Annotated in this window: 17 protein-coding genes; 9 read left to right on the top strand and 8 right to left on the bottom strand. The window is 61.5% G+C overall.

Features of this window, described 5'->3' with window-relative positions; translation table 11 throughout:
- Nucleotides 1-102 precede the first annotated feature (102 nt).
- The 3 genes from ACXAIC_RS01440 to ACXAIC_RS01430 all read left to right on the top strand — a co-directional run bounded on the left by ACXAIC_RS01440 (nt 103) and on the right by ACXAIC_RS01430 (nt 3,940).
- Nucleotides 103-1,620, top strand: a complete 1,518-nt coding sequence (locus ACXAIC_RS01440; protein WP_475172809.1) for a YcjX family GTP-binding protein — start codon at nt 103-105, stop codon at nt 1,618-1,620.
- Nucleotides 1,617-2,678, top strand: a complete 1,062-nt coding sequence (locus ACXAIC_RS01435; protein WP_475172807.1) for a YcjF family protein — start codon at nt 1,617-1,619, stop codon at nt 2,676-2,678. The genes ACXAIC_RS01440 and ACXAIC_RS01435 overlap by 4 nt, the downstream gene beginning before the upstream one ends.
- A gap of 83 nt (nt 2,679-2,761) precedes the next feature.
- Nucleotides 2,762-3,940, top strand: coding sequence for a vWA domain-containing protein (locus ACXAIC_RS01430; protein ID WP_475172805.1), 1,179 nt, complete (start codon nt 2,762-2,764; stop codon nt 3,938-3,940).
- Between the two features lie 181 nt (nt 3,941-4,121).
- On the opposite strand, the gene ACXAIC_RS01425 is transcribed toward ACXAIC_RS01430, so the two are convergent.
- Nucleotides 4,122-5,561, bottom strand: coding sequence for a methyl-accepting chemotaxis protein (locus ACXAIC_RS01425; protein ID WP_475172804.1), 1,440 nt, complete (start codon nt 5,559-5,561; stop codon nt 4,122-4,124).
- The gene (locus ACXAIC_RS01420) at nt 5,521-5,814 is read right to left on the bottom strand and encodes a hypothetical protein (protein WP_475172801.1); all 294 of its coding nucleotides are present in this window, start codon (nt 5,812-5,814) and stop codon (nt 5,521-5,523) included. Before ACXAIC_RS01420 ends, ACXAIC_RS01425 begins: the two co-directional genes overlap by 41 nt.
- A 232-nt stretch (nt 5,815-6,046) precedes the next feature.
- On the opposite strand from ACXAIC_RS01420, the gene ACXAIC_RS01415 reads away from it, so the two are divergent.
- Nucleotides 6,047-7,159, top strand: coding sequence for a class I SAM-dependent methyltransferase (locus ACXAIC_RS01415; RefSeq protein ID WP_475172799.1), 1,113 nt, complete (start codon nt 6,047-6,049; stop codon nt 7,157-7,159).
- 23 nt (nt 7,160-7,182) lie between these two features.
- Here the strand turns inward: ACXAIC_RS01415 and ACXAIC_RS01410 are convergent, their stop codons facing one another.
- Both ACXAIC_RS01410 and ACXAIC_RS01405 read right to left on the bottom strand, forming a co-directional pair.
- Nucleotides 7,183-7,608, bottom strand: a complete 426-nt coding sequence (locus tag ACXAIC_RS01410; RefSeq protein WP_475172797.1) for a universal stress protein — start codon at nt 7,606-7,608, stop codon at nt 7,183-7,185.
- A 119-nt stretch (nt 7,609-7,727) separates the two neighbouring features.
- The gene (locus ACXAIC_RS01405) at nt 7,728-8,522 is read right to left on the bottom strand and encodes an AraC family transcriptional regulator (protein WP_475172796.1); all 795 of its coding nucleotides are present in this window, start codon (nt 8,520-8,522) and stop codon (nt 7,728-7,730) included.
- 160 nt (nt 8,523-8,682) lie between these two features.
- Here ACXAIC_RS01405 and ACXAIC_RS01400 point away from each other — a divergent pair, with 160 nt between their 5' ends.
- Nucleotides 8,683-9,909, top strand: a complete 1,227-nt coding sequence (locus ACXAIC_RS01400) for an MFS transporter (RefSeq protein ID WP_475172793.1) — start codon at nt 8,683-8,685, stop codon at nt 9,907-9,909.
- Nucleotides 9,910-10,020: 111 nt separating this feature from the next.
- Here ACXAIC_RS01400 and ACXAIC_RS01395 read toward each other — a convergent pair whose 3' ends face one another.
- The 3 genes from ACXAIC_RS01395 to ACXAIC_RS01385 all read right to left on the bottom strand — a co-directional run bounded on the left by ACXAIC_RS01395 (nt 10,021) and on the right by ACXAIC_RS01385 (nt 11,405).
- Nucleotides 10,021-10,341, bottom strand: a complete 321-nt coding sequence (locus tag ACXAIC_RS01395) for a 2Fe-2S iron-sulfur cluster-binding protein (protein ID WP_475172792.1) — start codon at nt 10,339-10,341, stop codon at nt 10,021-10,023.
- 137 nt (nt 10,342-10,478) lie between these two features.
- Nucleotides 10,479-10,841, bottom strand: coding sequence for an Hpt domain-containing protein (locus tag ACXAIC_RS01390; RefSeq protein ID WP_475172791.1), 363 nt, complete (start codon nt 10,839-10,841; stop codon nt 10,479-10,481).
- Between the two features lie 249 nt (nt 10,842-11,090).
- A complete protein-coding gene (locus ACXAIC_RS01385) occupies nt 11,091-11,405 on the bottom strand; it encodes a hypothetical protein (RefSeq protein ID WP_475172789.1) in 315 nt (104 codons plus the stop codon).
- 280 nt (nt 11,406-11,685) lie between these two features.
- On the opposite strand from ACXAIC_RS01385, the gene ACXAIC_RS01380 reads away from it, so the two are divergent.
- Nucleotides 11,686-17,394: an apolipoprotein A-IV repeat region-like domain-containing protein gene (locus ACXAIC_RS01380; RefSeq protein ID WP_475172787.1), complete on the top strand. Its 5,709-nt coding sequence runs from the start codon at nt 11,686-11,688 to the stop codon at nt 17,392-17,394.
- Between the two features lie 113 nt (nt 17,395-17,507).
- On the opposite strand, the gene ACXAIC_RS01375 is transcribed toward ACXAIC_RS01380, so the two are convergent.
- Nucleotides 17,508-18,062 carry a MarR family winged helix-turn-helix transcriptional regulator gene (locus tag ACXAIC_RS01375; protein WP_475172786.1) on the bottom strand — a complete coding sequence of 185 codons (555 nt, stop codon included), beginning with the start codon at nt 18,060-18,062 and terminating at the stop codon, nt 17,508-17,510.
- A gap of 317 nt (nt 18,063-18,379) precedes the next feature.
- Between ACXAIC_RS01375 and ACXAIC_RS01370 the strand changes: the two genes are divergently transcribed.
- Genes ACXAIC_RS01370 through ACXAIC_RS01360 form a run of 3 tightly spaced genes read left to right on the top strand, consistent with a single transcriptional unit; the run spans nt 18,380 to nt 21,231 of the window.
- On the top strand, nt 18,380-19,408 hold the full coding sequence (locus ACXAIC_RS01370) for a TRAP transporter substrate-binding protein (RefSeq protein ID WP_475172785.1): 1,029 nt from the start codon (nt 18,380-18,382) through the stop codon (nt 19,406-19,408).
- Nucleotides 19,408-19,920 (top strand): TRAP transporter small permease, encoded by a 513-nt coding sequence (locus tag ACXAIC_RS01365; protein WP_475172783.1) that lies wholly within the window; start codon nt 19,408-19,410, stop codon nt 19,918-19,920. The genes ACXAIC_RS01370 and ACXAIC_RS01365 overlap by 1 nt, the downstream gene beginning before the upstream one ends.
- Before the next feature lie 3 nt (nt 19,921-19,923).
- Nucleotides 19,924-21,231, top strand: coding sequence for a TRAP transporter large permease (locus tag ACXAIC_RS01360; RefSeq protein WP_475172781.1), 1,308 nt, complete (start codon nt 19,924-19,926; stop codon nt 21,229-21,231).
- Nucleotides 21,232-21,233 lie beyond the last annotated feature (2 nt).

Raw genomic sequence — 21,233 nt, 5'->3', positions numbered from 1 at the left:
CCAGATAAGGCCAGCGCTCCGGCGCTGGCTTTTTTGTTGGGCGGCCCCTGGCTCTCCGGCAAACGCCCCCTCCCGTTTGCACTCTGCCCTTCGCTCGCCTACATGAACGCATCGGAGGCCGTTTTCTTGAATTCATTGACCACCTTGACCGACGAAGCCCGGCTGACGCTGGCAAACCTTGCCGATGCGGCGGGCGGGCTGGCGGTGCCGAGCCTGAGGCTGGGCGTGACCGGGCTGGCGCGGGCGGGCAAGACCGTGTTCCTGACCGCGCTGGTCCACAATCTTGTCCATGGCGGGCGCCTGCCGCTGTTCAGCGCCTCCGCCGGACGGCGCATGACGGGTGCACGGTTGCAGCCCCAGCCCGATGATGCGGTGCCGCGCTTCGACTATGAAGCCCATGTGGCCGCCCTGGTGAAGGACCGGATCTGGCCGGATTCCACCCGCCAGGTGTCCGAACTGCGGCTCACCATCGATTATGAAAGCGCGTCCTTCTTCCACCGCAAGCTTGGCCCCGGGCGGCTCCATGTGGACCTGATCGACTATCCGGGCGAATGGCTGCTGGATCTGCCGCTTCTGGCCAAGGATTTTGCCGCCTTTTCCGCCGATGCCCTCACCCGCGCCCGGGACAGCAGCCGGGAGAAGGTCGCCGCGCCGTTTCTGGCCGCTCTGGAGGCTGCAGATCCGCACGGGGCAGACAGCGAGGCCACCGCCCAGGCTCTGGCCGCCAGCTTCAAAACCTATCTGACCGCCTGCCGGGCCGACGCCCATGCGCTGTCCATGCTGCCGCCGGGCCGGTTTTTGATGCCCGGCGATCTGGACGGCTCCCCCGCCCTCACCTTTGCCCCGCTGGAGATTGCCGCGGACGCGGGCCCGGCCCGCTCTGGCACGTTGCGGGCCATGATGGAGCGGCGCTTTGAAGCCTATAAAACCCATGTGGTGCGGCCTTTCTTCCGCAATCACTTTGCCCGGCTCGACCGGCAGATCGTGCTGGTGGATGTGCTCCATGCCCTTAATGCGGGCCCCGACGCGGTGGCGGATCTGGAAACCGCCCTCAGCGAGGTTCTGTCCGCTTTCCGGCCCGGACGGCGCAGCTGGCTCGGCTCCATTGTGTCCCGCCGGATCGACAGGATCCTGTTTGCCGCCACCAAGGCGGATCATCTGCACAGTTCCGATCACGACCGGCTGGAAGCCGTGCTCAAACGCCTCGTGGCCCGGGCGGGGGAGCGGGCCCGCTTCAAGGGCGCGGAGGTGGAGGCGCTGGCGCTGGCCGCCGTGCGCGCCACCCGGGAGGCCACCGTCAAACACCGGGCCGACGCGCTGCCCGCCATTTTGGGAACGCCCTTGCCCGGCGAGCGGCTGAACGGCGACACCTATGATGGCAAAACGGAAATTGCCATGTTTCCCGGAGACTTACCGAAAGATCCTGAATCAGTTTTCCGGCAAGTTGAATCTGTTTCTGAAGCCACGGGGCCGAAGATCGGGCGGCGCCCGCGCCAGCTGCATTTCCTGCGCTTCCGCCCGCCCGAGCTGGACAGGACCGCCGAAGGCCTGCCCCTGTCACTGCCCCATATCCGCCTGGACCGAGCCCTTGAATTTCTGATTGGAGACCGCCTGGCATGAGCACGCAGCCTGCAGACGAGGGCCGCAGCCCGGCGGCCTTCCGCCTGGATGACCGCAAGGTGCATCTGAGCGCAGACGACGACCACCGCCAGCCGGTGGCCGATGAGGCGGTCATCACCCAGGCGGTGGAAGACGAAGACGATCTGCGCCTGCCCAGAACCGCCAGCACCCCGAAGACGGGCGCCGGCTTCGGCAAATGGCTGATGGTCGGTCTTGGCGGCCTGGTCTCGCTTGCCATCGGCCTTGCGGTCGACAGCCTGATCCGGGATCTGTTTGCCCGCACCGACTGGCTGGGCTGGCTCGGGGTCGCTCTGGCGGCGCTGGCGGCCCTCGGCCTTTGCGGCCTCGTCCTGCGCGAACTGGCCGGGCTCTGGCGCCTGGGCCGGATCGACGGCTTGCGCCAGAGGCTCAACACGGCAGCCGAAGCCGATGAGACAAAAGCCGCCCGCACGGGGCTTCAGGATCTGCTGGACCTTTACCGGGACCGGCCGGAAACCGCCCAGGGGCGCGCCGCACTGAAAGCCCATATGCGCGAGGTGATTGACGGACGTGACCTGGTGCTGCTGGCCGAGCGGGACCTGCTGGCGCCGCTGGATCAGGAAGCGCGCAAGATTGTGCTCAACAGCGCCAAGCGGGTGTCTCTCATCACCGCTGTCAGTCCGCGAGCGCTGGTCGACCTTCTGGTGGTGCTGTTTGAAAATTTGCGCACCATCCGCCGCCTCTCCGCTCTTTATGGAGGCCGCCCGGGCACGCTGGGCTTCCTGCGCCTGGCCCGTCAGGTCCTGACCCATCTGGCGGTGACCGGCGGCATGGCAGCCGGAGACAGTCTGGCCTCTGAAATTCTCGGCCAGGGCCTTGCTGCCCGCCTCTCCGCCCGGCTGGGCGAAGGAGTGATCAACGGGCTTCTGACCGCGCGCATCGGCATTGCCGCCATTTCGGTCTGCCGCCCGGCACCGTTTCTGGCCACCAGCGGCCCCAATGTGAAGGACTTCATGGGCGAACTGGTCGCCTCGTCTGAAAGTGGCGATAAACCTACTGCAAACGGTGGCAAACCTTGAGCCGGGGCCGCCGCCCTGCCGGCCCGTTTCCCGACCATCCGTGCCGGCTCGACAGGCCCTTGCGCTCCCGTTAGGCTCAGCCCATGTTCATCTCTTTCTTCAGCGAACTGAAAGCGGCCGGCCTGCCGGTCTCCTTGCGCGAATATCTGACCCTCATGGAGGCGTTGGACAAGGATCTGGCCGGCCGGCGGGTGGAGGATTTTTACTATCTGGCGCGCCTCACCCTGGTGAAGGACGAAAGCAATCTGGACAAGTTCGACCGGGTGTTCGGCCACGTTTTCAAGGGGCTCGACCTGATGAGCGATGTCCCGGTCACGGACATTCCCGAAGATTGGCTGCGAAAGCTTGCGGAAAAGCACTTGAGTGAGGAGGAAAAAGCGCAGATCGAGGCCCTTGGCGGCTTTGAAAAGCTGATGGAGACCTTGCGCGAACGGCTGAAGGAACAGGAAAAGCGCCATCAGGGCGGCAACAAGTGGATCGGCACGGCCGGAACCTCGCCCTTCGGAGCCTATGGCTACAATCCGGAAGGCGTGCGGATCGGCCAGAAGGAGAGCCGCCACCGGCGCGCCGTCAAGGTGTGGGACCAGCGCGACTTCAAGGATCTGGACGCCACCCAGTTGCTGGGCACCCGCAACATTCAGGTGGCGCTCAAGCGGCTGCGCAGCTTCGCCCGCACGGGCGCGGCGGACGAGCTGGATCTGGACGGCACCATCCGCGCCACCGCCCATAAGGGTCTTCTGGACATCAAGATGCGCCCGGAGCGTCACAATGCGGTCAAGGTGCTGCTGTTTTTCGACATTGGCGGGTCCATGGACGACCATATCCGCGTCTGTGAGGAGCTGTTTTCAGCGGCCAAATCCGAATTCAAGGTGATGGAACATTTCTACTTCCACAATTGCCTTTATGAATATGTGTGGAAGGAAAACCGGCGCCGGCATACCGAGCGCATCGCCACAATGGATCTGCTGCACAAATACCCGGCCGACTACAAGATCGTCTTTGTCGGCGATGCCTCCATGAGCCCTTATGAGATCGCCTATGCGGGCGGCTCGGTGGAACACTGGAACGAGGAGCCGGGGGCGGCCTGGATGGGCCGGGTGACAAGCCTTTACAAGAGCGCGGTCTGGCTGAACCCGGTGCGCCAGGAGCACTGGGCCTATACCCACTCCATTCAAATGCTGAGCGAGCTCATGGAAGGGCGCATGTACCCGATGACAGTGGAAGGCCTGACCGAGGCCATGAAGGTGCTGGCAAGGACCTGACAGCACCCGCCGGGGACCAAACAAACCTCCACAGGACGACCCTGCCAGAGCCTCGGGGGATATATTTGCCTCTTCTGAAGATCTGGCGCGTGCCGCGTTGAAATCACTGATGTCAGTCAGCGAAAGGCAAATCCGATCAATCGCGGCACGCATCAGAGCATCGTGAGATCAATCCTGCCGGTCAGGCGGCCGAACGCATGCGGACCTCTTCAAGGAACGTGGCCACCTGATCCCGCAGAACATCTGCATTCTGCTTCAGCTCCTTGGCGGCCATGTCGACCCGCTCTGCGGTGCCCCGCGTGCCTTCCGACGCATTGGCAACCAATTCAATGCTGCTGGTCACGTCCACCGTGCTGCGCGAAGCTTCCGTTGCATTGGCCGCGATCTCCTGAGTTGCCGCGCCCTGCTCTTCCACCGATGAAGCAATGGACGACGCAATCTCGTTCATGTTGTTGATGATTTCCGTCACCGAGGAAATTGCACTGGCCGCGTGGCTGGTCTCTTCCTGGATTGCGCTGATCTGGCTTGAGATCTCTTCCGTTGCCTTGGAGGTCTGGGTCGCCAGGTCCTTGACTTCAGCCGCCACAACCGCGAAGCCCTTGCCGGCCTCACCTGCCCTGGCCGCCTCGATGGTGGCATTGAGCGCCAGCAGGTTGGTCTGTTCGGCAATTGCCTGGATCAGCGTCACCACTTCACCGATGCGGGTTGCGGCTTCGGACAATCCGTTCATGCGCTCATTGGTGGCTTCCGCCTCGCCTGAGGCCTTGGCCGCAATGTCGCTGGAGCTCTGAACCTGACGGCGGATCTCGCTGACAGAGGCCGACAATTCTTCAGCAGCCGCTGCGACCATCTCCACATTGCTGGCCGCCTGGGATGAGGACTGGGACACCAGACTGCTTTGTTCGTTGGTTTCGGCCGCCACCCCGGTCATGTCCGAAGACGCGGCTTGAAGGCTTTCAACCGACTGGTCGATGATGGCCATCATATCTGTGATCTGACCATCAAATTCACCGCTCAACTGCTGAATTTCGAGGCCTTTGCGGGCTGCGTCTTCCTGGCTGGCCGATTGCTGGTCCTCCAGCTCCCGCCGCGCAGTTTCATTCCGCCGGAACACCTCCATGGACAGCGCCATCTGACCGACCTCATCTCCCCGGTCGGAGCCGTCAATGTGAATATCCGTATTACCCTGCGCGAGCGCGCCCATATTGACGGTCAGCGCCCGGAGCGGCACCACGACGCTGCGATAGGCCAGATAGGCGATGGCCCCAGCGACCGCCGCCCCGGTCACCGACAGGAGCATAATGATCATCGCCTGCCGCCAGAAGGCGGCGCTGAGATCATCCACGTAAACGCCGGTCAGGATCACCCAGCCCCAGGGCTCGAAGCCGTCGGAATAACTCCATTTTTCAACCGGGACCTCTTCGCCCTTACGCGGCCAGTGATAGCGGACGAAGCCGCCTCCGGCCTGGGCCGCCTTGCGCAGATCTTCATTGATCAACACACCATTGACGTCCTTGAGGCCGGGCATCGAGGTCCCCACCAGCTTGGGGCTAGGATGCACCAGCATGCGCGCATCATAGTCAATCACGACCATATAGTTCTTGCCGTCCTCGTAGCGCATCGAGCCAAGGGCATCGAGATGCTCGTTTCTGAGCCTCTTCCCCGCTCAAGGCTCCGGACTGTTCCAGATCATGGAACCGGGCTGCAATGGCCCGCGCAGTTTGGGTGATGTCCTTGATCTTGGCCTGCCGTTCTTCATACATGGCAGAACTGAGGGAACTCAGGGACACGATGGCCAGAATGGCAGCAAAGGCTGCAATGACAACAACCGGCGCACAGATTTTCAGTGCGATCGGCCAACGACTAAAAGACATGTTGATTCCCACCCAGATTTTTTCCTAAAAATAATCTAAAAAACAAACCCAACGAAACCACTAACAATAATAATAAGCTAAAATCGGACCCCAAAAGGAATAAATACATCAAAAGGAATAAAAATAAGCATTTTTATCAATAGTAAAACTGGGATTCACTCAAGTGGGCTCTTGGACATAATCGCGAAAGACTCGAAATCGCAGACTTTTTTTCAATGGAAGGCAAATCCTGATGCAGCGTGATGTGCTCCCCCCGGCCGATGCCCATGCGACCACGACCGGCATGACAGGGCATGGGTTTTACAATGCCAATTCCCAGCCCCAGTGGGCCGCCATTGAAGCCATCCTGCCCCTGGCGCACCGGGCCGCCGAAGAGCTCCCCTTGGATGGCGGGAAGCCGGTGACACTTGCCGATTATGGCTGCTCTGAAGGCCGCAATTCCATTGCCTTCATGAAAGAGGTGCTGGCGCGCCTGCTGCCGCGCACGTCCCGGCCGGTGGAGACGGTGCATTCCGATCTGCCGACCAATGATTTTTCGACCCTGTTGCGCACTTTGCGCCCCGATGGCCGCTCCGTCTTCGGGCAGGAGCGGATCTATTCCTCCATTGCCGGAGGCTCAATGTATGACCAGCTGCGGCCAGACCAAAGCGTGCACTTTGCCACGACGTTCAACGCCATCGGCTTTCTGTCCCGGCGCCCGGTTGACACCTTGCCCGGATATATTCTGCCCAACGGCCCCAGCCGGACCCGTGCCAACGGGTTCGTCTCCCAGGAGGACCAGGACGCCTTCGCCGCTCAGGCCCGGCAGGATGTCGCCGCCTTCCTGTCCGCCCGCGCCCGCGAACTCGTGCCCGGCGGCAAGCTTCTGGTTCAGGTGTTCGGCGCGGCCGGAGAGGTGCGCACCTGCGACGGGCTCTACGATCTGTTAAATGATGCCGTGCTGGAGGCCCTGGAGGCCGGGGACATCTCCAGGCAGCTCTATGACCGCTACTATCAGCCGGTCTATATGCGCACGCTTGAGGAGCTGACCGGCCCGGTCAGGGACAGCCGCTCTGCCAATGCCGGCCTGTTCCGGATCGAGGACGCGCTTGACTATGAAATCCCGGTCCCCTTTGTCGAACGCTTCAAGCAGGACGGGGATCTTGACCTCTACGCCCGGGACTATGTCAATTTCTTCCGCACCTTTACCGAAGCGGTCCTGACCGGCGCCCTGCCGGAAACACCCGGCAGGACAGATCTGGTCAACCGGATCTATGAGCGTGCAGAAAACATTCTGAAACAAGCCCCGGATCTCTACCCGTTCCGCTATGCCGCCGTAGCCATGCTGCTGACCCGCACGCCTTAAGGTTCTGCCTCCGCCAGATACCCCTATCCGCGCAGCACCAGCACCGAGCACGGGGCGTGGCGGACAATATGGGCTGCGTTCGAGCCGATGAAATAAGTGGACAGGCCCGGCTTGTGGGAAGTCATCAGGATCAGGTCGCAGTCTGATGCCTGCGCTTCCTCAATCACCTCGTGATAGACGCTGCCCATGCGCACCTGGCAATCCACGGTTCCGGGCGCCACATCCAGCTTTGCGCCGATCTTGTCCAGCACCGTTGTCGTTTCGTCGATCTCGCGCTGCTGCCAGCCTTCCGGCAGCTGGCTGGCCACAAAACTCTGCACTTCCGGGCAGACCGCCAGAAGGTGGATCTTGGCTCCGTAGTCTCGGGCGAGCTGCGCTGCTTTGGCAAGAGCCTCTTCGGCAAATCCGGGTTCGGCCGGATCGACGGGAACAAGCACTTTTTTAAACATGGCGTTTCCTCCAGGATGTTCTGGACACCAGTCTTGGACATGCCAGCCCCCCTTTGCCATGAGCCAGATCAAACCGGGCGGAAGGCACGCGCGGGGGGAACAGATCTGCTCCGGTCTGATCAGCCGGAAGAGTGCGGATCCGTTTCAAAATACCGCCCCGGCGTAACCCCGAAGGCTTTTTTGAACGTGGCCACAAAGGCGCTCGGCCCCTCATAGCCCAGCTTGTGGGAGACATCGGATACGGAACGCCCGGCCGCCAGCAGTTCCAGGGCCCGGAACAGTTTCACCTGCCGCACCCAGGTCCGGTAACTCAGGCCGGTTTCCGCCTTCATGCGCCGCTCAAACGAACGCGGCGAGGTTGCGCAGCGCGCCGCAGCTTCCCCGAGCGCCGGAATATGGGCCGGACAGCGCACCATTGCCTCACACAGGCTGCGCAGCCGCTCCTCCTGGGGCATAGGCAACTGCAGCGGCGCTGCCGGCAGCGTCTTGAGCTGATCCAGAATGACCGCCGCAATCCGGGCGGCGGGCCCGGAGGCCGTTTCCGCACGGGGAAAGGACATGAATTCCAGAATGAGCGCCCGCAGCAGCTGGGTCACCTGGATCACCTGCGGGGTTTCAGGCAGCCCCTCTATGTGACCGTTCTGGACATAGACATATCTGAGATCCGTATCGGTCAGATAACGGGTCTGATGGGCCACCTTCGGCGGCAGCCAGACCGCCCGTTCCGGCGGGGCGAAAAAGGTGCCATGATCCGTGTCGACCGCAATCGAGCCCCTCACCACATGAAAGAGCTGGGCCGCATCATGGGAGTGCCATTCATTGAGTGCCCCCCGGGGCTGCGTGCGGGCATAGCCGATAATCGGTGCCGCAATGGCCCCTCTCGGGAATTCTGACAATTCCGGATGGATGAACATGGGGTCCCGCCGTGCGCTTTCGCATCAACAAACATAAAGACGCATCAAAAATGGCGCCTCAAAGATATATCATGACAAAACAGCGCTAACACGCAAGCGGCAACTGGGATTAGAAGCAAGTCTCTGCCCAACATATGACGCATTTTTCAATGGCAACGGAATGACCTATTTTTCTAAAAGCGCGCACACGACGGACACAACGGGCTGGCGGTCGCCTGCGGTTCTGCTGATGATCATGGCCGGTGCCATGCAGCTTTCCTTCGCGGCGTGGTGGAACCTGATGAACAATTTCGCCGTTCATGAGCTGGATTTCACCGGCCGGGAAATCGGTATTCAGCAATCGATCCGCGAGATCCCCGGGTTCCTGAGCTTTCTTGCCGTTTACCTGCTTCTTATGATGCGCGAGCAGACACTGGCCTATGTCTCCCTGCTGCTTCTGGGCATCGGCGTTGCAGTGACCGGCTATTTTCCGACCGCGATGGGCTTTTATGTGACCACGCTGATCATGTCGATCGGTTTTCACTATTATGAGACCATGGCCCAGTCCCTGTCCCTGCAGTGGCTGCCCAAGGCAACGGCGGCCGCCAGCATGGGCAAGATCATTGCCGTCGGCGCCTTCGCCCAGCTGATCGCCTATGGACTGATCTTCTTTGCCTGGAAGACCTTCGACCTGTCCTTCACCCTGGTTTTTGCCATTGCGGGCTGCCTGACCCTGTTGGTCCTGGCCTTTCTCATTCTGGCCTATCCCCAGTTCCGCGAAGGCGTGCCTCAGCGCAAGAAACTCGTGCTGCGCAGACGCTACTGGCTCTATTATGCGCTCACCTTCATGGGCGGTGCCCGCCGTCAGATCTTCACGGTCTTTGCGGGGTTCCTGATGGTGGAGCGGTTCGGCTATGACGTGCACGAGATTGCCGGACTGTTCCTGCTCAATGGCGTCTTCAGCATGCTGCTGGCCCCAAAAATCGGCCAGCTGATCGTCCGCTTTGGCGAGCGCAGGGCTCTGATGCTGGAATATGTCGGCCTAATCGGCGTCTTCGTCAGCTACGCCTTTGTCAGCAACGCTGTTGTGGCCGCGAGCCTTTACGTGATCGACCACGCGTTTTTTGCCGTGGCCATTGCCATGAAGACCTATTTTCAGAAGATTGCCGATCCCAGGGACATCGCGCCGACCGCAGGGGTCGCCTTCACGATCAACCACATCGCCGCCGTGTTCATTCCGGTGCTGTTCGGCTTTATCTGGCTCATCTCACCCACCGCCGTCTTCCTGGCAGGCGCCTTCATGGCGGTTATCAGCCTGGCCCTGGCCTCCCTGATCCCCTCCCGGCCGGAGGATGGACGGGAAGTCGATGTCTGGTTTCGCAGAGCAGCTCCCCAGGCAGCTGAATAAGAGCGAAGGCGGTCTGCGGCGAGGCCCCATGTAAAAACCCGCAGGCGCTGCCTGCGGGTTTTGTTTCAAATTCCAGCCGGTCTGTCCGGTTGGACCATCTGACGTCTCTCCTTACGCCTGACGCTCCGGCACATGGACAACCAGGCCGTCGAGCTCGGCCGTCACCTTGATCTGGCAGGACAGCCGGGACGCCGGTTTCACATCATAGGCAAAATCCAGCATGTCTTCTTCCATGGGCTCGGCCGCGCCGGTCTTGTCCGTCCAGGCATCATCAACATAGACATGGCAGGTGGCACAGGCACAGGCACCGCCGCATTCGGCCTCGATGCCCTGCACCATGTTCTTTATGGCGGTTTCCATAACCGTCGTGCCTTCGGCAGCCTCGACTTCGGTCTGGTTTCCGTCGGCGGTAACAAACGTAATTTTCGGCATAAGTCGCGTCCAAGCCTTGAATTTGCAGGTTCCAGCAGATCCGACATAAACCTTCCGTCAAAAAGGTCAAGGATGATGACATAGTCCCGCATGTGCCACCCGCCCCTTGCGGCGGGAGAAGCCTGCCGGGTGCGGGTTCAGCCTTCCAGAAGATCCTTGATGTAACGGTTGGCTTCGTCCACGGCAGCCACAAGGCCCTCTGTGGCCGCATCGGGGGCTGCCCGCATATGGCCTTCCAGACTCTCGCAAACATCGGCCACCCGTTCCGCACCGATCGCCCGGGCCGACCCCTTCAGCGTGTGCACCAGATCCAGCCGGGTTTTTTCATCGGTCTCATAGGCGAGCCGCTCGATGGTGGTGCAGGACTGGGACTTGAAAAGATGAAGAACCTGAACTTCCAGATCCCTGTTGCCTAACGTGTTAGTGGCCAGCTGCACCAGATCAATCGGGGCTGCAGGACCGGCACGGCCGCTGACGCGGGCCATTGAAGAGGGGGCCATGGGGCGCTCCACGCTGCATGAACCGCCTGCAGCCACCTCGCCGCAGGCTTGAACTGCCATGAAGTGTGCGCCCAACACCCAAATGCCCGGTTAAACCTGCCCGGTAACCGCTCCACTTCGGCCAATGTCCCCAAAAAATTGAATTTTTGGTTAACGCGCCTCTCCCAGCCCCCGAAATGATGCTTCGAAAAAACCTTGACTTTCTGCCGTTTCCGATTGTCTGCCCATTTCTGACACGCCGGATCGGCGTTAACTTTTTTTCCGGTTTAGACTTGAAGTCAACGCTGCGATTGCGGCAGGCGTGAGCTTGCAGACGAGCCAGTCAGGCTTGATTGGGTTGGAAAACCAAGGCTCTGCCCAGCCTGCCGAAATACAGGCGCGGATCGTACGCGCCGGAATTTCACGTCCGTTGTCATCAAAAAGCGGCAATTTTCCGCCCGGCTGACCGAGCCCTTTTTGCAACCAGCGCTTTTGCGGCGCTGTCAGCGATCCTGGTTTGAGTGCCTCGGCCCTCGCCCCGGACCGGACATCTTCCGCTACGTTCTTTCTCACCGATTCAGGCATCGAAACCGCCCCCTAAGTGATACACGCTATTACCGTTTCTTGTTCGTTAGGAGAGATTGTGCCATTACAGTTACTGATGCGGCAAGATGGGGAGCTTACCGTCGGGGTAATTCCGGCAGGTAGGTCAGCGGCGGCCCTTCCCAGTCAGAGATTTTGCGGTACTGTGCAGTCCAGCAGTACAGGCAAGACGGCGCATCCGGTAACTTTGGTCGGTTGCAAGGGTAGCGCACCGATCAGTTGAACCGGTTTGTAGAGAGTACGGACGTGAGGCGATCCTAGAATGGCAAATCCGACAAAGGCTAAAGATCCGGCGGAAGCAGCACTGTCAGCAGTTGAAGAAGCGCTGAAACTCGATTTTGGCGGACCTGAAGGGTCCGACCTGCTTGAGGACATCGCGCCGGAAGCAAGTGCTGCCCCTGAAAAGGAAGCGCCCCCCAAATCAAAACAGTCTAAGCAGAGCGCCCCGGCGCGCGAAGAGCAAAGATCTTCGCGCCGGCGCGGCCGTGGCGGCCGCCCGCCTGCAGCCAATGACGACCGCCGCAATATCGGTAACCTGATTTTCGCCTTGCAGCGCCGTCCTTCTTCGGCCCCCTTCTGGGGCGCCCTGACCCTCAGCGTTGTCTGGGCGGTCCTCGGCAGCTTCATGTTCTTGTCGGCCTTTGAAGGCAAAGTTGACGTTCTGACCGACCCCCAGGCCCTGTTCGCCTCGCCTGAAGTGGTTCTGGCAGCCGTCGGCATCGTTGTCCCGATCATCTTCTTCTTCGTCATGGCCATGATGATCTGGCGCGCCCAGGAAATGCGGATCGTCGCACGCGGCATGACCGAAGTCGCCCTGCGCCTTGCCGAGCCGGAAGACATGGCCAAGGAATCCATTCTCAGCGTTGGTCAGGCCATCCGCCGGGAAGTCGCCGCCATGGGAGATGGTATCGAGCGGGCGATTGCCAGAGCCAGCGAGCTGGAAGTGCTGGTGCACAACGAAGTGTCCTCCCTTGAGCGCTCCTACAATGACAACGAGTTGAAGATCCGCGCGCTGATCGAGGAACTGGTCAGCCAGCGGGAATCCATCGTGATGAACGCCGAGCGCGTGCGTGAAACCATCGCCGGTGCCCATGAGAAGTTCTCCTCCCAGCTCTCCGACACGTCCGGCGAGCTCGGGGAAACGGTCGATCAGGCGACCCAGCGCATGGTCGATGCGGTCAACAGCCGCGTGGAGGAACTGACCTCAACCGTCGACACCCGGATCGAAACGCTGGGCGCCACCTTGAACGCCTCCGGCAATGAACTGGTCGACAGCCTGACGAGCCGCGCGGAAGACTATGTGTCCCGCCTGTCGCTCACCGGTCACGAACTGGTCGACAATCTGTCCGAAACCGGCACGACCATGTGGGAGACCCTGTCGGAGCGCGGCAACCAGGTGAACGAGCAATTTGCGGAAACCGCGACGACCTTCGTGGAAGGCCTGTCCGCGAAAGGCACGGAAATCAACGAAACGCTGGCCTCTTCGAGCTCGTCTGTTGTTGCGACCTTGAGCAGCAAGGCCGATGAATTCCGCACCACCCTGGAAAACACCGGGACCAATGTGGGCGACCTCATCACCCAGCGCGGCGAGGAGATCAACGCCAACCTGTCCCTCACCTCGGGCCGCCTGATCGATACGATCACCTCACGCACCGAAGAGCTTGTCTCCACCGTGGACAGCCGCGTGTCCAATCTGGACGAATCCCTGGCCGCCACGGGCGCCAAGGTCGTGGACAGCATTTCCGAACGCGGACAGACTGTGACCGATACGATTTCCATGCGTGGCGCGGAAATCGTGGACACACTGTCCAGCCGGTCGACGGAAGTTGCCGAAATCCTGCGGGGCACGGGCGAAAGCATCGTTGTCGACCTGTCCCTGCGCGGCGGCGAAATTGCAGCGAAGCTCGACGAGACCGCCGGATCCCTCACCAACACCATTTCGGTGCGCGGTGGCGAGCTTGCCGAGAAGCTGGACAGCATTTCGGAGCGCATCTACACGGCGATTTCCATTAACGGTACCGAGCTGGACGAGCGCCTGACCGCCCGCAGCAACGAAATGGCCACCATGCTGGAACAGCAGACGGTCGGCTTCCGCAACACCCTGGAAGGCGTGTCCAGCGAATTTGCCACCGGGCTCAGCGACCAGACCGGCGCCCTCACCCACAAGCTGGCCGAAACCGGGACGCAGCTGGCCGAGCTGATCGGCACCCGGGGCGAGCGTGTGGCTGCAGACATCACCCAGGTCAGCAACCAGATCACCGAAACTCTGGAAGTCTCCGGAGGTGCGCTGCAGGAAGGCCTGTCGGCCCGCCTTGGTGAACTGGACACCATTGTTACGGAGAAGGGTGGCCAGCTGGTCGACGCGTTCGACACCAAGACACTGCTGCTGTCCGAAGCCATGGATGCAAGCCTGTCGACGCTGGATACGACCTTCTCCACCCGTATCGAGGCAATGAATGCCTCGCTCGGCGACCGGATCGCGTTCATCGAAACCACTCTTGGCGGCCATACCGCCTCTCTGGATGCTTCCCTCAGCAGCCAGACAGCAGCCATGGAAGCGACCCTTGGCGACCGGCTGACGGCGTTCGACACATCGCTCGACAGCCGCATTGCCACCATCGAAGCGTCGCTCGACCACCGCCACAATACGTTCGACGCAACGCTTGCGGACCGGATCAGCACGCTGGACGGCTCCCTTGACCAGCGCTTCACCTCCATGGACGGGTCCTTGAGCGAAAAGATCGCCTTCATGGACAGCGCCCTGAGTGAGCGCATCAGCACGATGGATGCTTCGCTTGGCAGCCACATCAACACGCTGGACCTGACCCTCGATCAGCGCACGGCCTCGTTTGAGGCCACGCTGGAAGCCCGGACCCAGATCCTGGCCGAGGCCATCGAGAACCGGACCACCGGCATCAGCGACGCGCTGGAAGAAAAGACCCGCAACATCACCGATGTGCTGGCGGACCGCTCCGACGCGATCACCCTTCAGCTGGGCCAGCGCATCGAAAGCGCCGGGAACAACCTGGCCGACCGGGCTGCCGAAATCAGTGACAGCCTGTCCGAGCGGGTCGACGGCGCCGCAGCAGCCATGGCCGAAAAGGCAGAGCTTCTGTCCGCGTCCATGACCAGCGGCACGGACCGCATTGACGAGACCCTGGACGCCCGCGCGCGCCAGATCTCCGAAACCCTGATTTCCAGAACCAAGGAAATCGCGCAGGCCTTTGTGGATGGTCAGGACGAAATGACCAGCGCCCTCGACAACCGCCTGTCGGAGGCCGGCAACGTGCTTGGCCGCCAGAGCGAACAGCTCACCGAGTCCCTGTCCGAGCGCATTGCCGAAATCAATGTGTCCCTCGGGGCCAAGGTGTTCGAGGTTGCCGAAACCCTCGACAGCCGCGCCACCCAGCTGGAAACCCTGCTCAACGAGCGCCTGGAAAGCATTTCCGGCACCTTGACCGGGGAAAGCGAACGGGCCCGCGATATCCTGACCGCCGTCATTTCCGAGGCTGGTGCAACCCTGTCCACGGAAAGCACGCGCCTGCGTGACGTGATCCAGGAAGCTGTTGCAGCGGCCGGGCAGTCGCTCTCAGATGAGCGTGCCAAGACCGTTGAGATGGTCGACACCACCCTCACCCAGGCCACGGAGAAGCTGGCCGGGGAAGGCGACCGCATGCGCCAGATCGTGCTTGGCTCGGTTGGTGAGGCCCGCGGTGTTCTGAACAATGAGAGCCAGAAGGCCGCCGACACGGTCAGCTCCGCGATGCACCAGGCCACTGGCGCTCTGTCCGGCGAAAGCACCAAGATCCGCGATCTGGTCCTGACCGCCGTCAGCGACGCCGCCCGCGCCATGACGGCCGAAAGCGAAAAGGCCCGCACGCTCTATGCAGGCACCCTGGCCGAGTTCTCCGGCTCCCTGACCGGCGAGAGCGAAAAGGTCCGCAACCAGCTGGCCGGCCTCATTGCCGAAATCTCCGGCAACCTGTCGGCGGAAAGCGAACAGGCGCGCATGACGCTTGCCAAGACTCTGGAAGAGATCCGCGGCCAGATGTCCAGCGAAGCTGGCATGGTCCGGGCCCGGGTCAACAGCGCAGTTGCCGAAGCCGCCGATCTGCTGGTGGGCCGCGGCAATGATGTGGCCAATGAACTGCTGGAAAAGGCAACCAGCCTCAACGAGGCGTTCGGGGCCCGCTCCGGCGAACTGGCCCGCCTGGTCGGAACCGATGGCAACGAGCTGATTGGCGCCATCGAAGCCCGAGCGAACGACCTGACCAGCCGCCTGTCCGAAGTGCATGGCGCCATTCTCGACGCCATCACGGTCAAGGGCCGCGATGTCACCGACACCTTCGCCCATACCGGCCTGGATGCGACCCGGTCGCTGGTCGAGGCCGGCGAGCGGATCGTTGCCAATATCAACGAGCGCAGTGATCAGGCCGCCCTGCTCCTCAGGGACACCAAACACCGGCTTGAGGCCGACGTTACCGACATTCTCCAGAAAGTCGAAGCGTCGAATACCAACCTGCAAACCATCGTCACCACCGCCGGGGACAATCTCAGCGAAGTGGAAGGCAACCTGGCCCGCCGGGCTGGTGAATTCCGCTCCGCCGTTGACCGTGCGGTTCAGGAGACCACCCAGACCACCGGCCTGATCGACGAGCAGGTTTCGAACCTGCGCGATGTCACCCAGACCACCCTGGCCGATATCCAGAACCTGACCAGCCGCTTCGGCGGCCAGTCCGAGGAGCTGACCAGGGCCGCCCGGCATCTGGAAGACACCAACCGGTCTGTGGAAGGACGCGTGGCAGACCGCCGCACGGCTATCGAGGAAGTGGCCGACACGCTTCTGGCCAAGACAGAAGCCGTCGATACGCTCATGCGCTCCTTCACCCAGACCCTGTCGGAAACGCTGGAATCTGCAGACGACCGCGCGCGCGACGCCGCCAACATGCTCTCGGCTGCGGCAGAAGCCGCCTCCAAGCAGGTGGCTGAGCAGTTCGAATCCATGCGCCTGACGGCCGGCATGGAAGGCCAGAAGGCCCGCGATGCGATCCGCTCCGCCCAGGACGACATCATTTCCGAAATGACCCGCACGGTCAGCGACGCTTCGGACCGCTTCAACGATGCGGCCACCCGGATGCGCGATGTGGCCCGAGAGGTTCACAAGGAGCTGGAAGCCACCCGGAACGAGCTGAAACAGGGCGTGCTCAACCTGCCGGACGAAGCCGAAGAATCGTCTGCCGCGCTGCGCAAGGTTGTCAACGAGCAGATCCACGCCTTGACCGAGCTGTCGGAAATCGTGGCCAAACAGTCCAACACCCTGGACGTGTCCTATCCGCAGGCCCAGGCAAGCGCCACCAGCATGGCCCCTGCCCCGCAACCGGCCAGCCAGCCGGGCGCTGCAATGGCACCTCCGGCCGCCTTCAATCCGGGAGTGCCGGCGCAGCAGCCGACCGCCCCGGCCCGTGAGCCGCGCAAGGCCAAGGAACGGCCTTCCGGAAACCGGCGTCAGCCGGCTCCGCAGCCGGACGCGGATGCAGGCGGCAAAGGCTGGGTTGCAGATCTTCTGCGGCGCGCCTCGCGTGATGACGACGCCAACATGGACACGAGCATTGCCCGCACCCCGCTGCACACGGTGGAGAGCCTCAACTCCCTGTCCGTCGACATTGCACGGGCCATCGACCACGAGACCTTCATTGACTTGTGGAACCGGTACCGGAATGGTGAGCGCAACGTGTTCACCCGGCGTCTCTACACTCTTCAGGGCCAGCAGACCTTTGACGACATCCGTCAGAAATATTCCCGCGACCCTGAATTCCGCACCGCAGTCGAGCGGTATGTGAGCGACTTCGAACAGCTGCTCGCTCAGGTCTCCCGCAATGACCGGGACAACATGCTTGGCCAGACCTATCTGACCTCCGACACCGGCAAGGTCTATACCATGCTGGCCCATGCCAGCGGGCGTCTGGACTGACACCGGGCATCGGTCAAATGACAAAAGAAAAGGCGGCCCCGGAGGCCGCCTTTTTTGTCGTAGACAAAACGCTCTTTCAGACCAACCGGCACGGCCGGTTGATGCACGATGCTCTAGCCCGCCAGATTGTCCCGGATCCGCTGCGCGACCGCGAGGAAGCCCTTGATCTCGTCCTCGGAGAGCCCCTCCAGCATGCGCTGTTCGACCGCCAGGAGTTTCGGCGCCAGATCCTCATAAACCGCCCGCCCTTCCTTGGAGAGCTGCAGCAGAAAGCTGCGGCCATCGGACGTATTGGTTTCCCGGGTCAAAAACCCGCGCTCGGCCATGCGCTTCACCGCCCGGCTGACCACCACCTTGTCCATACTGGACCGGGCCACGATGTCCGTTGCCTGAAGCCCCCCGGCAGACGCTCCTAAAATGGCCATGGTCCGCCATTCCGCCGGCATCATGCCATAGTCCCGCTGATAGACCGCAGACAGAGCATGGGTCACATCAGCATAGAAGACGCGCACCAGATAGGGAAAGAAACTCTCGAGTTGAAACGCAGCTCCTTGGTCCGCGTTCTTCCCCTGATTATGGCCCAGTCTGTCCCCCTGTCCGGCCGCCAGCTCTGTCCGAGAGCCAGCGCGTGCCGCACCGTCCCTGTCCTTTGTGTCCGCTTCGCTCATCTTGCCCCAGTGCTTTTCAGTGCCGCGAGCCTCCCGCATCCAAGTGGCGCAGCTCGCGTTTCGTTGGATTTGCCTTTCGCAGCCTGACATCAAAGATGTCAGCACAAAAGACAAACGGTTTGGACCTGCACGCTCCCCAACCAAGGATGCGCTCCTCCTTAGCCGGCGGTCAACATTTCAAGGCGCCCTTGTGTCCGCTTGCGCTCCTCTTAATCAAGAGACTTGATTTTAGGATTGACTTAGTTTCAATTGCAACTATTTTCGAGCCACGTTTTGACCTTGTTCAAAGAAGAGCCGGTATTCGGGAGGAGATATCCGTGAAACAAATCAAATGTCTTTCAATGCTGGCCGTGATGGCCGCAACTGGCCTCGGCAGCGCCCTGTCGAGCGCCTCGGCCGAGGAGCTGGTGCTGTCGTCCTGGCTGCCCCCGAAACATCCGATTGTCACGGGTGTGATGGAGCCCTGGGCCAAACAGGTGGCCGAGGTGACCGAAGGCCGCGTGACCGTGCGCATCCTGCCCAAGCCGCTCGGACCGCCCCCGGCCCATTATGACCTGGCCGCTGACGGGATTGCCGACATCACCTATGGCCTGCATTCCTTCACCCGGGACGACCGGTTCCTGCGCTCGCGTATCGGCCAGTTCTCCTTCATTGCCGACACAGCCACCGAAGGCTCCAAGGCCTATTGGGATGTCTATGCCGGCACACTGGACGCCCAGGCCGAGCACAAGGGCACCAAGCTGCTGGGACTTTGGATCCATGGGCCGGGCATGTTCCACAACAACAAGCGCAAGATCGAAACCCCTGAAGATTTTGCAGGCCTGAAGATCCGCACCCCTGGTGGCTATATTGCCGATCTGTCCCAGGATCTTGGGGTCACCACCCAGTTCATGGGCCCCGGTGAAGTCTATGAAAAGCTCTCCAGAGGCGTGATTGACGGTGTCACCTTCCCGATAGAAGCCCTAAAGGCGTTCAAGCTGACGGACTATATCAAATACTCCATGAAGGTTCCCGGAGGCATCTACAACACCTCCTGGTTCATGGTCATGAATGAGGACGTGTGGGACGGCCTTTCACCGGAAGATCAGACTGCGATTGAAAAGATCTCCGGCCCGGCCCTGGCAGAGCTTGCCGGAAGCGTGTGGGACAAGGCAGATGCGGCCGGTGCCGCCTATGTCGCTGATACGGATATCGAGGTCTATGACGTACCGGCCCCGGTTCTTGCAAAGGTCAAGGACCTTGCTGCCAAGTATGAAGCGGACTGGGACGATGCGGTCAAGAAGACCGGGTTTGACGGTGCCGCGGCCCTGAAGCAACTGCGCACTGAAACAGGCGTCGCAAACTGATGTCCACTTCCGGATCAGACAAGGCCGCACCGCGCTGGACATCTCCTGTCCGGCGCGGCGCCGCCCGCCTGCTCGGCTTTGCCTGTCTGTGCGTGCTGATGGCCATGATCGGCCTGACCTGTGTCGATGTTGTCGCCCGTTATCTGTTCAACAGCCCGGTGAACGGGGCCTATGAGCTGACCCAACTTCTTCTGGCCACGCTCATCTTTCTCGCCCTGCCCCTGACAACGGCTGCGGGCGAGCATATCGAAGTGGAATTGCTCGACGGCTTCAAGAGCCGCATCCTGAAAGCGCTCGGCGCTCTTTGTGCCGGTGTCTCGACTGTCATTGTCTTTGCCGTGATTGCCCTGGAGCTGGTTGAACATGCCGAAAAGCTGCAGCGCCGGGAGCAAGTGACGGACTCCCTTCAAATTCCCCTCTACCTGATCGGCTGGCTTGGCGCTGCCTCTTTCGCCATTGCCGCCATCACTGCCATTTTCTGGTCTCTCAAACGTCTGCGTGAAAAGGCCTGACCCGTGCTTGAAGCTCTGATTGGTTTTGTGGCCCTGTTCGGCCTCGTTCTCCTGCGCGTGCCCATTGCTATTGCGATGATCATTGTCGGTACGGCCGGATTTGCCGCGCTGCGCAACTGGAATGCAGCCTTCAATCTGCTTGGCAATGCGGCCTTCGACACCGGGCTGTCCTATACGCTGTCGGTGATCCCCCTGTTCATTCTGATGGGCAATCTCCTGACTATCTCGGGCGTCAGCCAGTCCCTCTTCAGCACCGCTCACAGGCTGCTCTACCGCATGCGCGGCGGGCTGGCCATGGCTTCCATTGTCGCCTGCGGCGGCTTTTCAGCCGTGTGCGGCTCGTCTCTGGCCACGGCAGCCACCATGTCAAAAGTCGCCATGCCATCCATGCGCAAGGCCGGATATGCGGACAGTCTTGCCACCGGGTCAATCGCTGCAGGCGGCACACTCGGCATTCTGATCCCGCCAAGCGTGATCCTGATCATCTACGGCCTGCTGACGGAAGCCGATATCGGCAAGCTTTTCGTGGCCGGAATCATTCCCGGCCTTCTGGGCGTCCTGTTTTATCTGGCCGCCATCTATGTGACGGTTTTGATCAAGCCGGACCTCGCCCCCACCTCCAGGGACGGCATCGCCCTTACCCGCAAGGATGTCTGGGGCGTGCTCGGCGTTCTGGGCCTGTTCGCCGTGATCATGATCGGCATTTATGGCGGCTTTTTCACGCCGACCGAAGCCGCGGCCATCGGTGCGGCCTCCTCCCTGGTCATTGCGTTCCTGTCCGGCGGCCTGACCTTCGAAAAGATCTATTCCGCCGGTCTCAACTGCGCCCGCACGACTGCGATGATCTTTGCAATCATCATCGGCGCGGAAGTGTTTTCCAATTTCATCAGCTATGCGGGCGTGCCCGATGCACTGCTGACCTTTGTGCAGTCGCTGAATGTCAATGCTTATGTGGTGATGCTGGTGCTGGTGCTGATCTACATCGTGCTGGGCGCTGTTCTGGAAAGCCTGTCGATGATCCTGCTCACCGTTCCGGTTTTCTTTCCGCTGGTCACATCGCTGGATTTCGGCACCGGCCTCTTGAGCGATCCGGACATGGTGCTGATCTGGTTCGGCATTGTGGTGGTCGTGGTGACGGAAATCAGCCTGATCTCACCACCCATCGGCCTCAATGTCTTCGTGCTGCGCTCCGTGCTGACCGAAGTGCCGCTCAGAACCATTTTTGCAGGCGTCCTGCCCTTCTGGGCCGCCGACATCTTCCGGCTGGCGCTGCTGATCGCCGTGCCCTGGCTGTCCTTGATGCTGGTTTGACC

The organism is Roseibium sp. AWQ4_254, from assembly GCF_056161025.1.
The sequence above is the reverse complement of the archived record's forward strand: the minus strand, read 5'-3'. Positions and strand labels throughout refer to the sequence as shown.

What these genes read in the sequence shown, in the direction of transcription:
- ACXAIC_RS01415 (WP_475172799.1), top strand. Translation starts at nt 6,047, where the DNA reads ATGCAGCGTGATGTGCTCCCCCCGGCCGATGCCCATGCGACCACGACC.
- ACXAIC_RS01380 (WP_475172787.1), top strand. Translation starts at nt 11,686, where the DNA reads ATGGCAAATCCGACAAAGGCTAAAGATCCGGCGGAAGCAGCACTGTCA.
- ACXAIC_RS01430 (WP_475172805.1), top strand. Translation starts at nt 2,762, where the DNA reads ATGTTCATCTCTTTCTTCAGCGAACTGAAAGCGGCCGGCCTGCCGGTC.
- ACXAIC_RS01375 (WP_475172786.1), bottom strand. Translation starts at nt 18,062, where the DNA reads ATGAGCGAAGCGGACACAAAGGACAGGGACGGTGCGGCACGCGCTGGC.
- ACXAIC_RS01395 (WP_475172792.1), bottom strand. Translation starts at nt 10,341, where the DNA reads ATGCCGAAAATTACGTTTGTTACCGCCGACGGAAACCAGACCGAAGTC.
- ACXAIC_RS01425 (WP_475172804.1), bottom strand. Translation starts at nt 5,561, where the DNA reads ATGCGCTACGAGGACGGCAAGAACTATATGGTCGTGATTGACTATGAT.
- ACXAIC_RS01400 (WP_475172793.1), top strand. Translation starts at nt 8,683, where the DNA reads ATGACCTATTTTTCTAAAAGCGCGCACACGACGGACACAACGGGCTGG.
- ACXAIC_RS01435 (WP_475172807.1), top strand. Translation starts at nt 1,617, where the DNA reads ATGAGCACGCAGCCTGCAGACGAGGGCCGCAGCCCGGCGGCCTTCCGC.
- ACXAIC_RS01365 (WP_475172783.1), top strand. Translation starts at nt 19,408, where the DNA reads ATGTCCACTTCCGGATCAGACAAGGCCGCACCGCGCTGGACATCTCCT.
- ACXAIC_RS01410 (WP_475172797.1), bottom strand. Translation starts at nt 7,608, where the DNA reads ATGTTTAAAAAAGTGCTTGTTCCCGTCGATCCGGCCGAACCCGGATTT.
- ACXAIC_RS01440 (WP_475172809.1), top strand. Translation starts at nt 103, where the DNA reads ATGAACGCATCGGAGGCCGTTTTCTTGAATTCATTGACCACCTTGACC.
- ACXAIC_RS01405 (WP_475172796.1), bottom strand. Translation starts at nt 8,522, where the DNA reads ATGTTCATCCATCCGGAATTGTCAGAATTCCCGAGAGGGGCCATTGCG.
- ACXAIC_RS01385 (WP_475172789.1), bottom strand. Translation starts at nt 11,405, where the DNA reads ATGCCTGAATCGGTGAGAAAGAACGTAGCGGAAGATGTCCGGTCCGGG.
- ACXAIC_RS01420 (WP_475172801.1), bottom strand. Translation starts at nt 5,814, where the DNA reads ATGTCTTTTAGTCGTTGGCCGATCGCACTGAAAATCTGTGCGCCGGTT.
- ACXAIC_RS01390 (WP_475172791.1), bottom strand. Translation starts at nt 10,841, where the DNA reads ATGGCCCCCTCTTCAATGGCCCGCGTCAGCGGCCGTGCCGGTCCTGCA.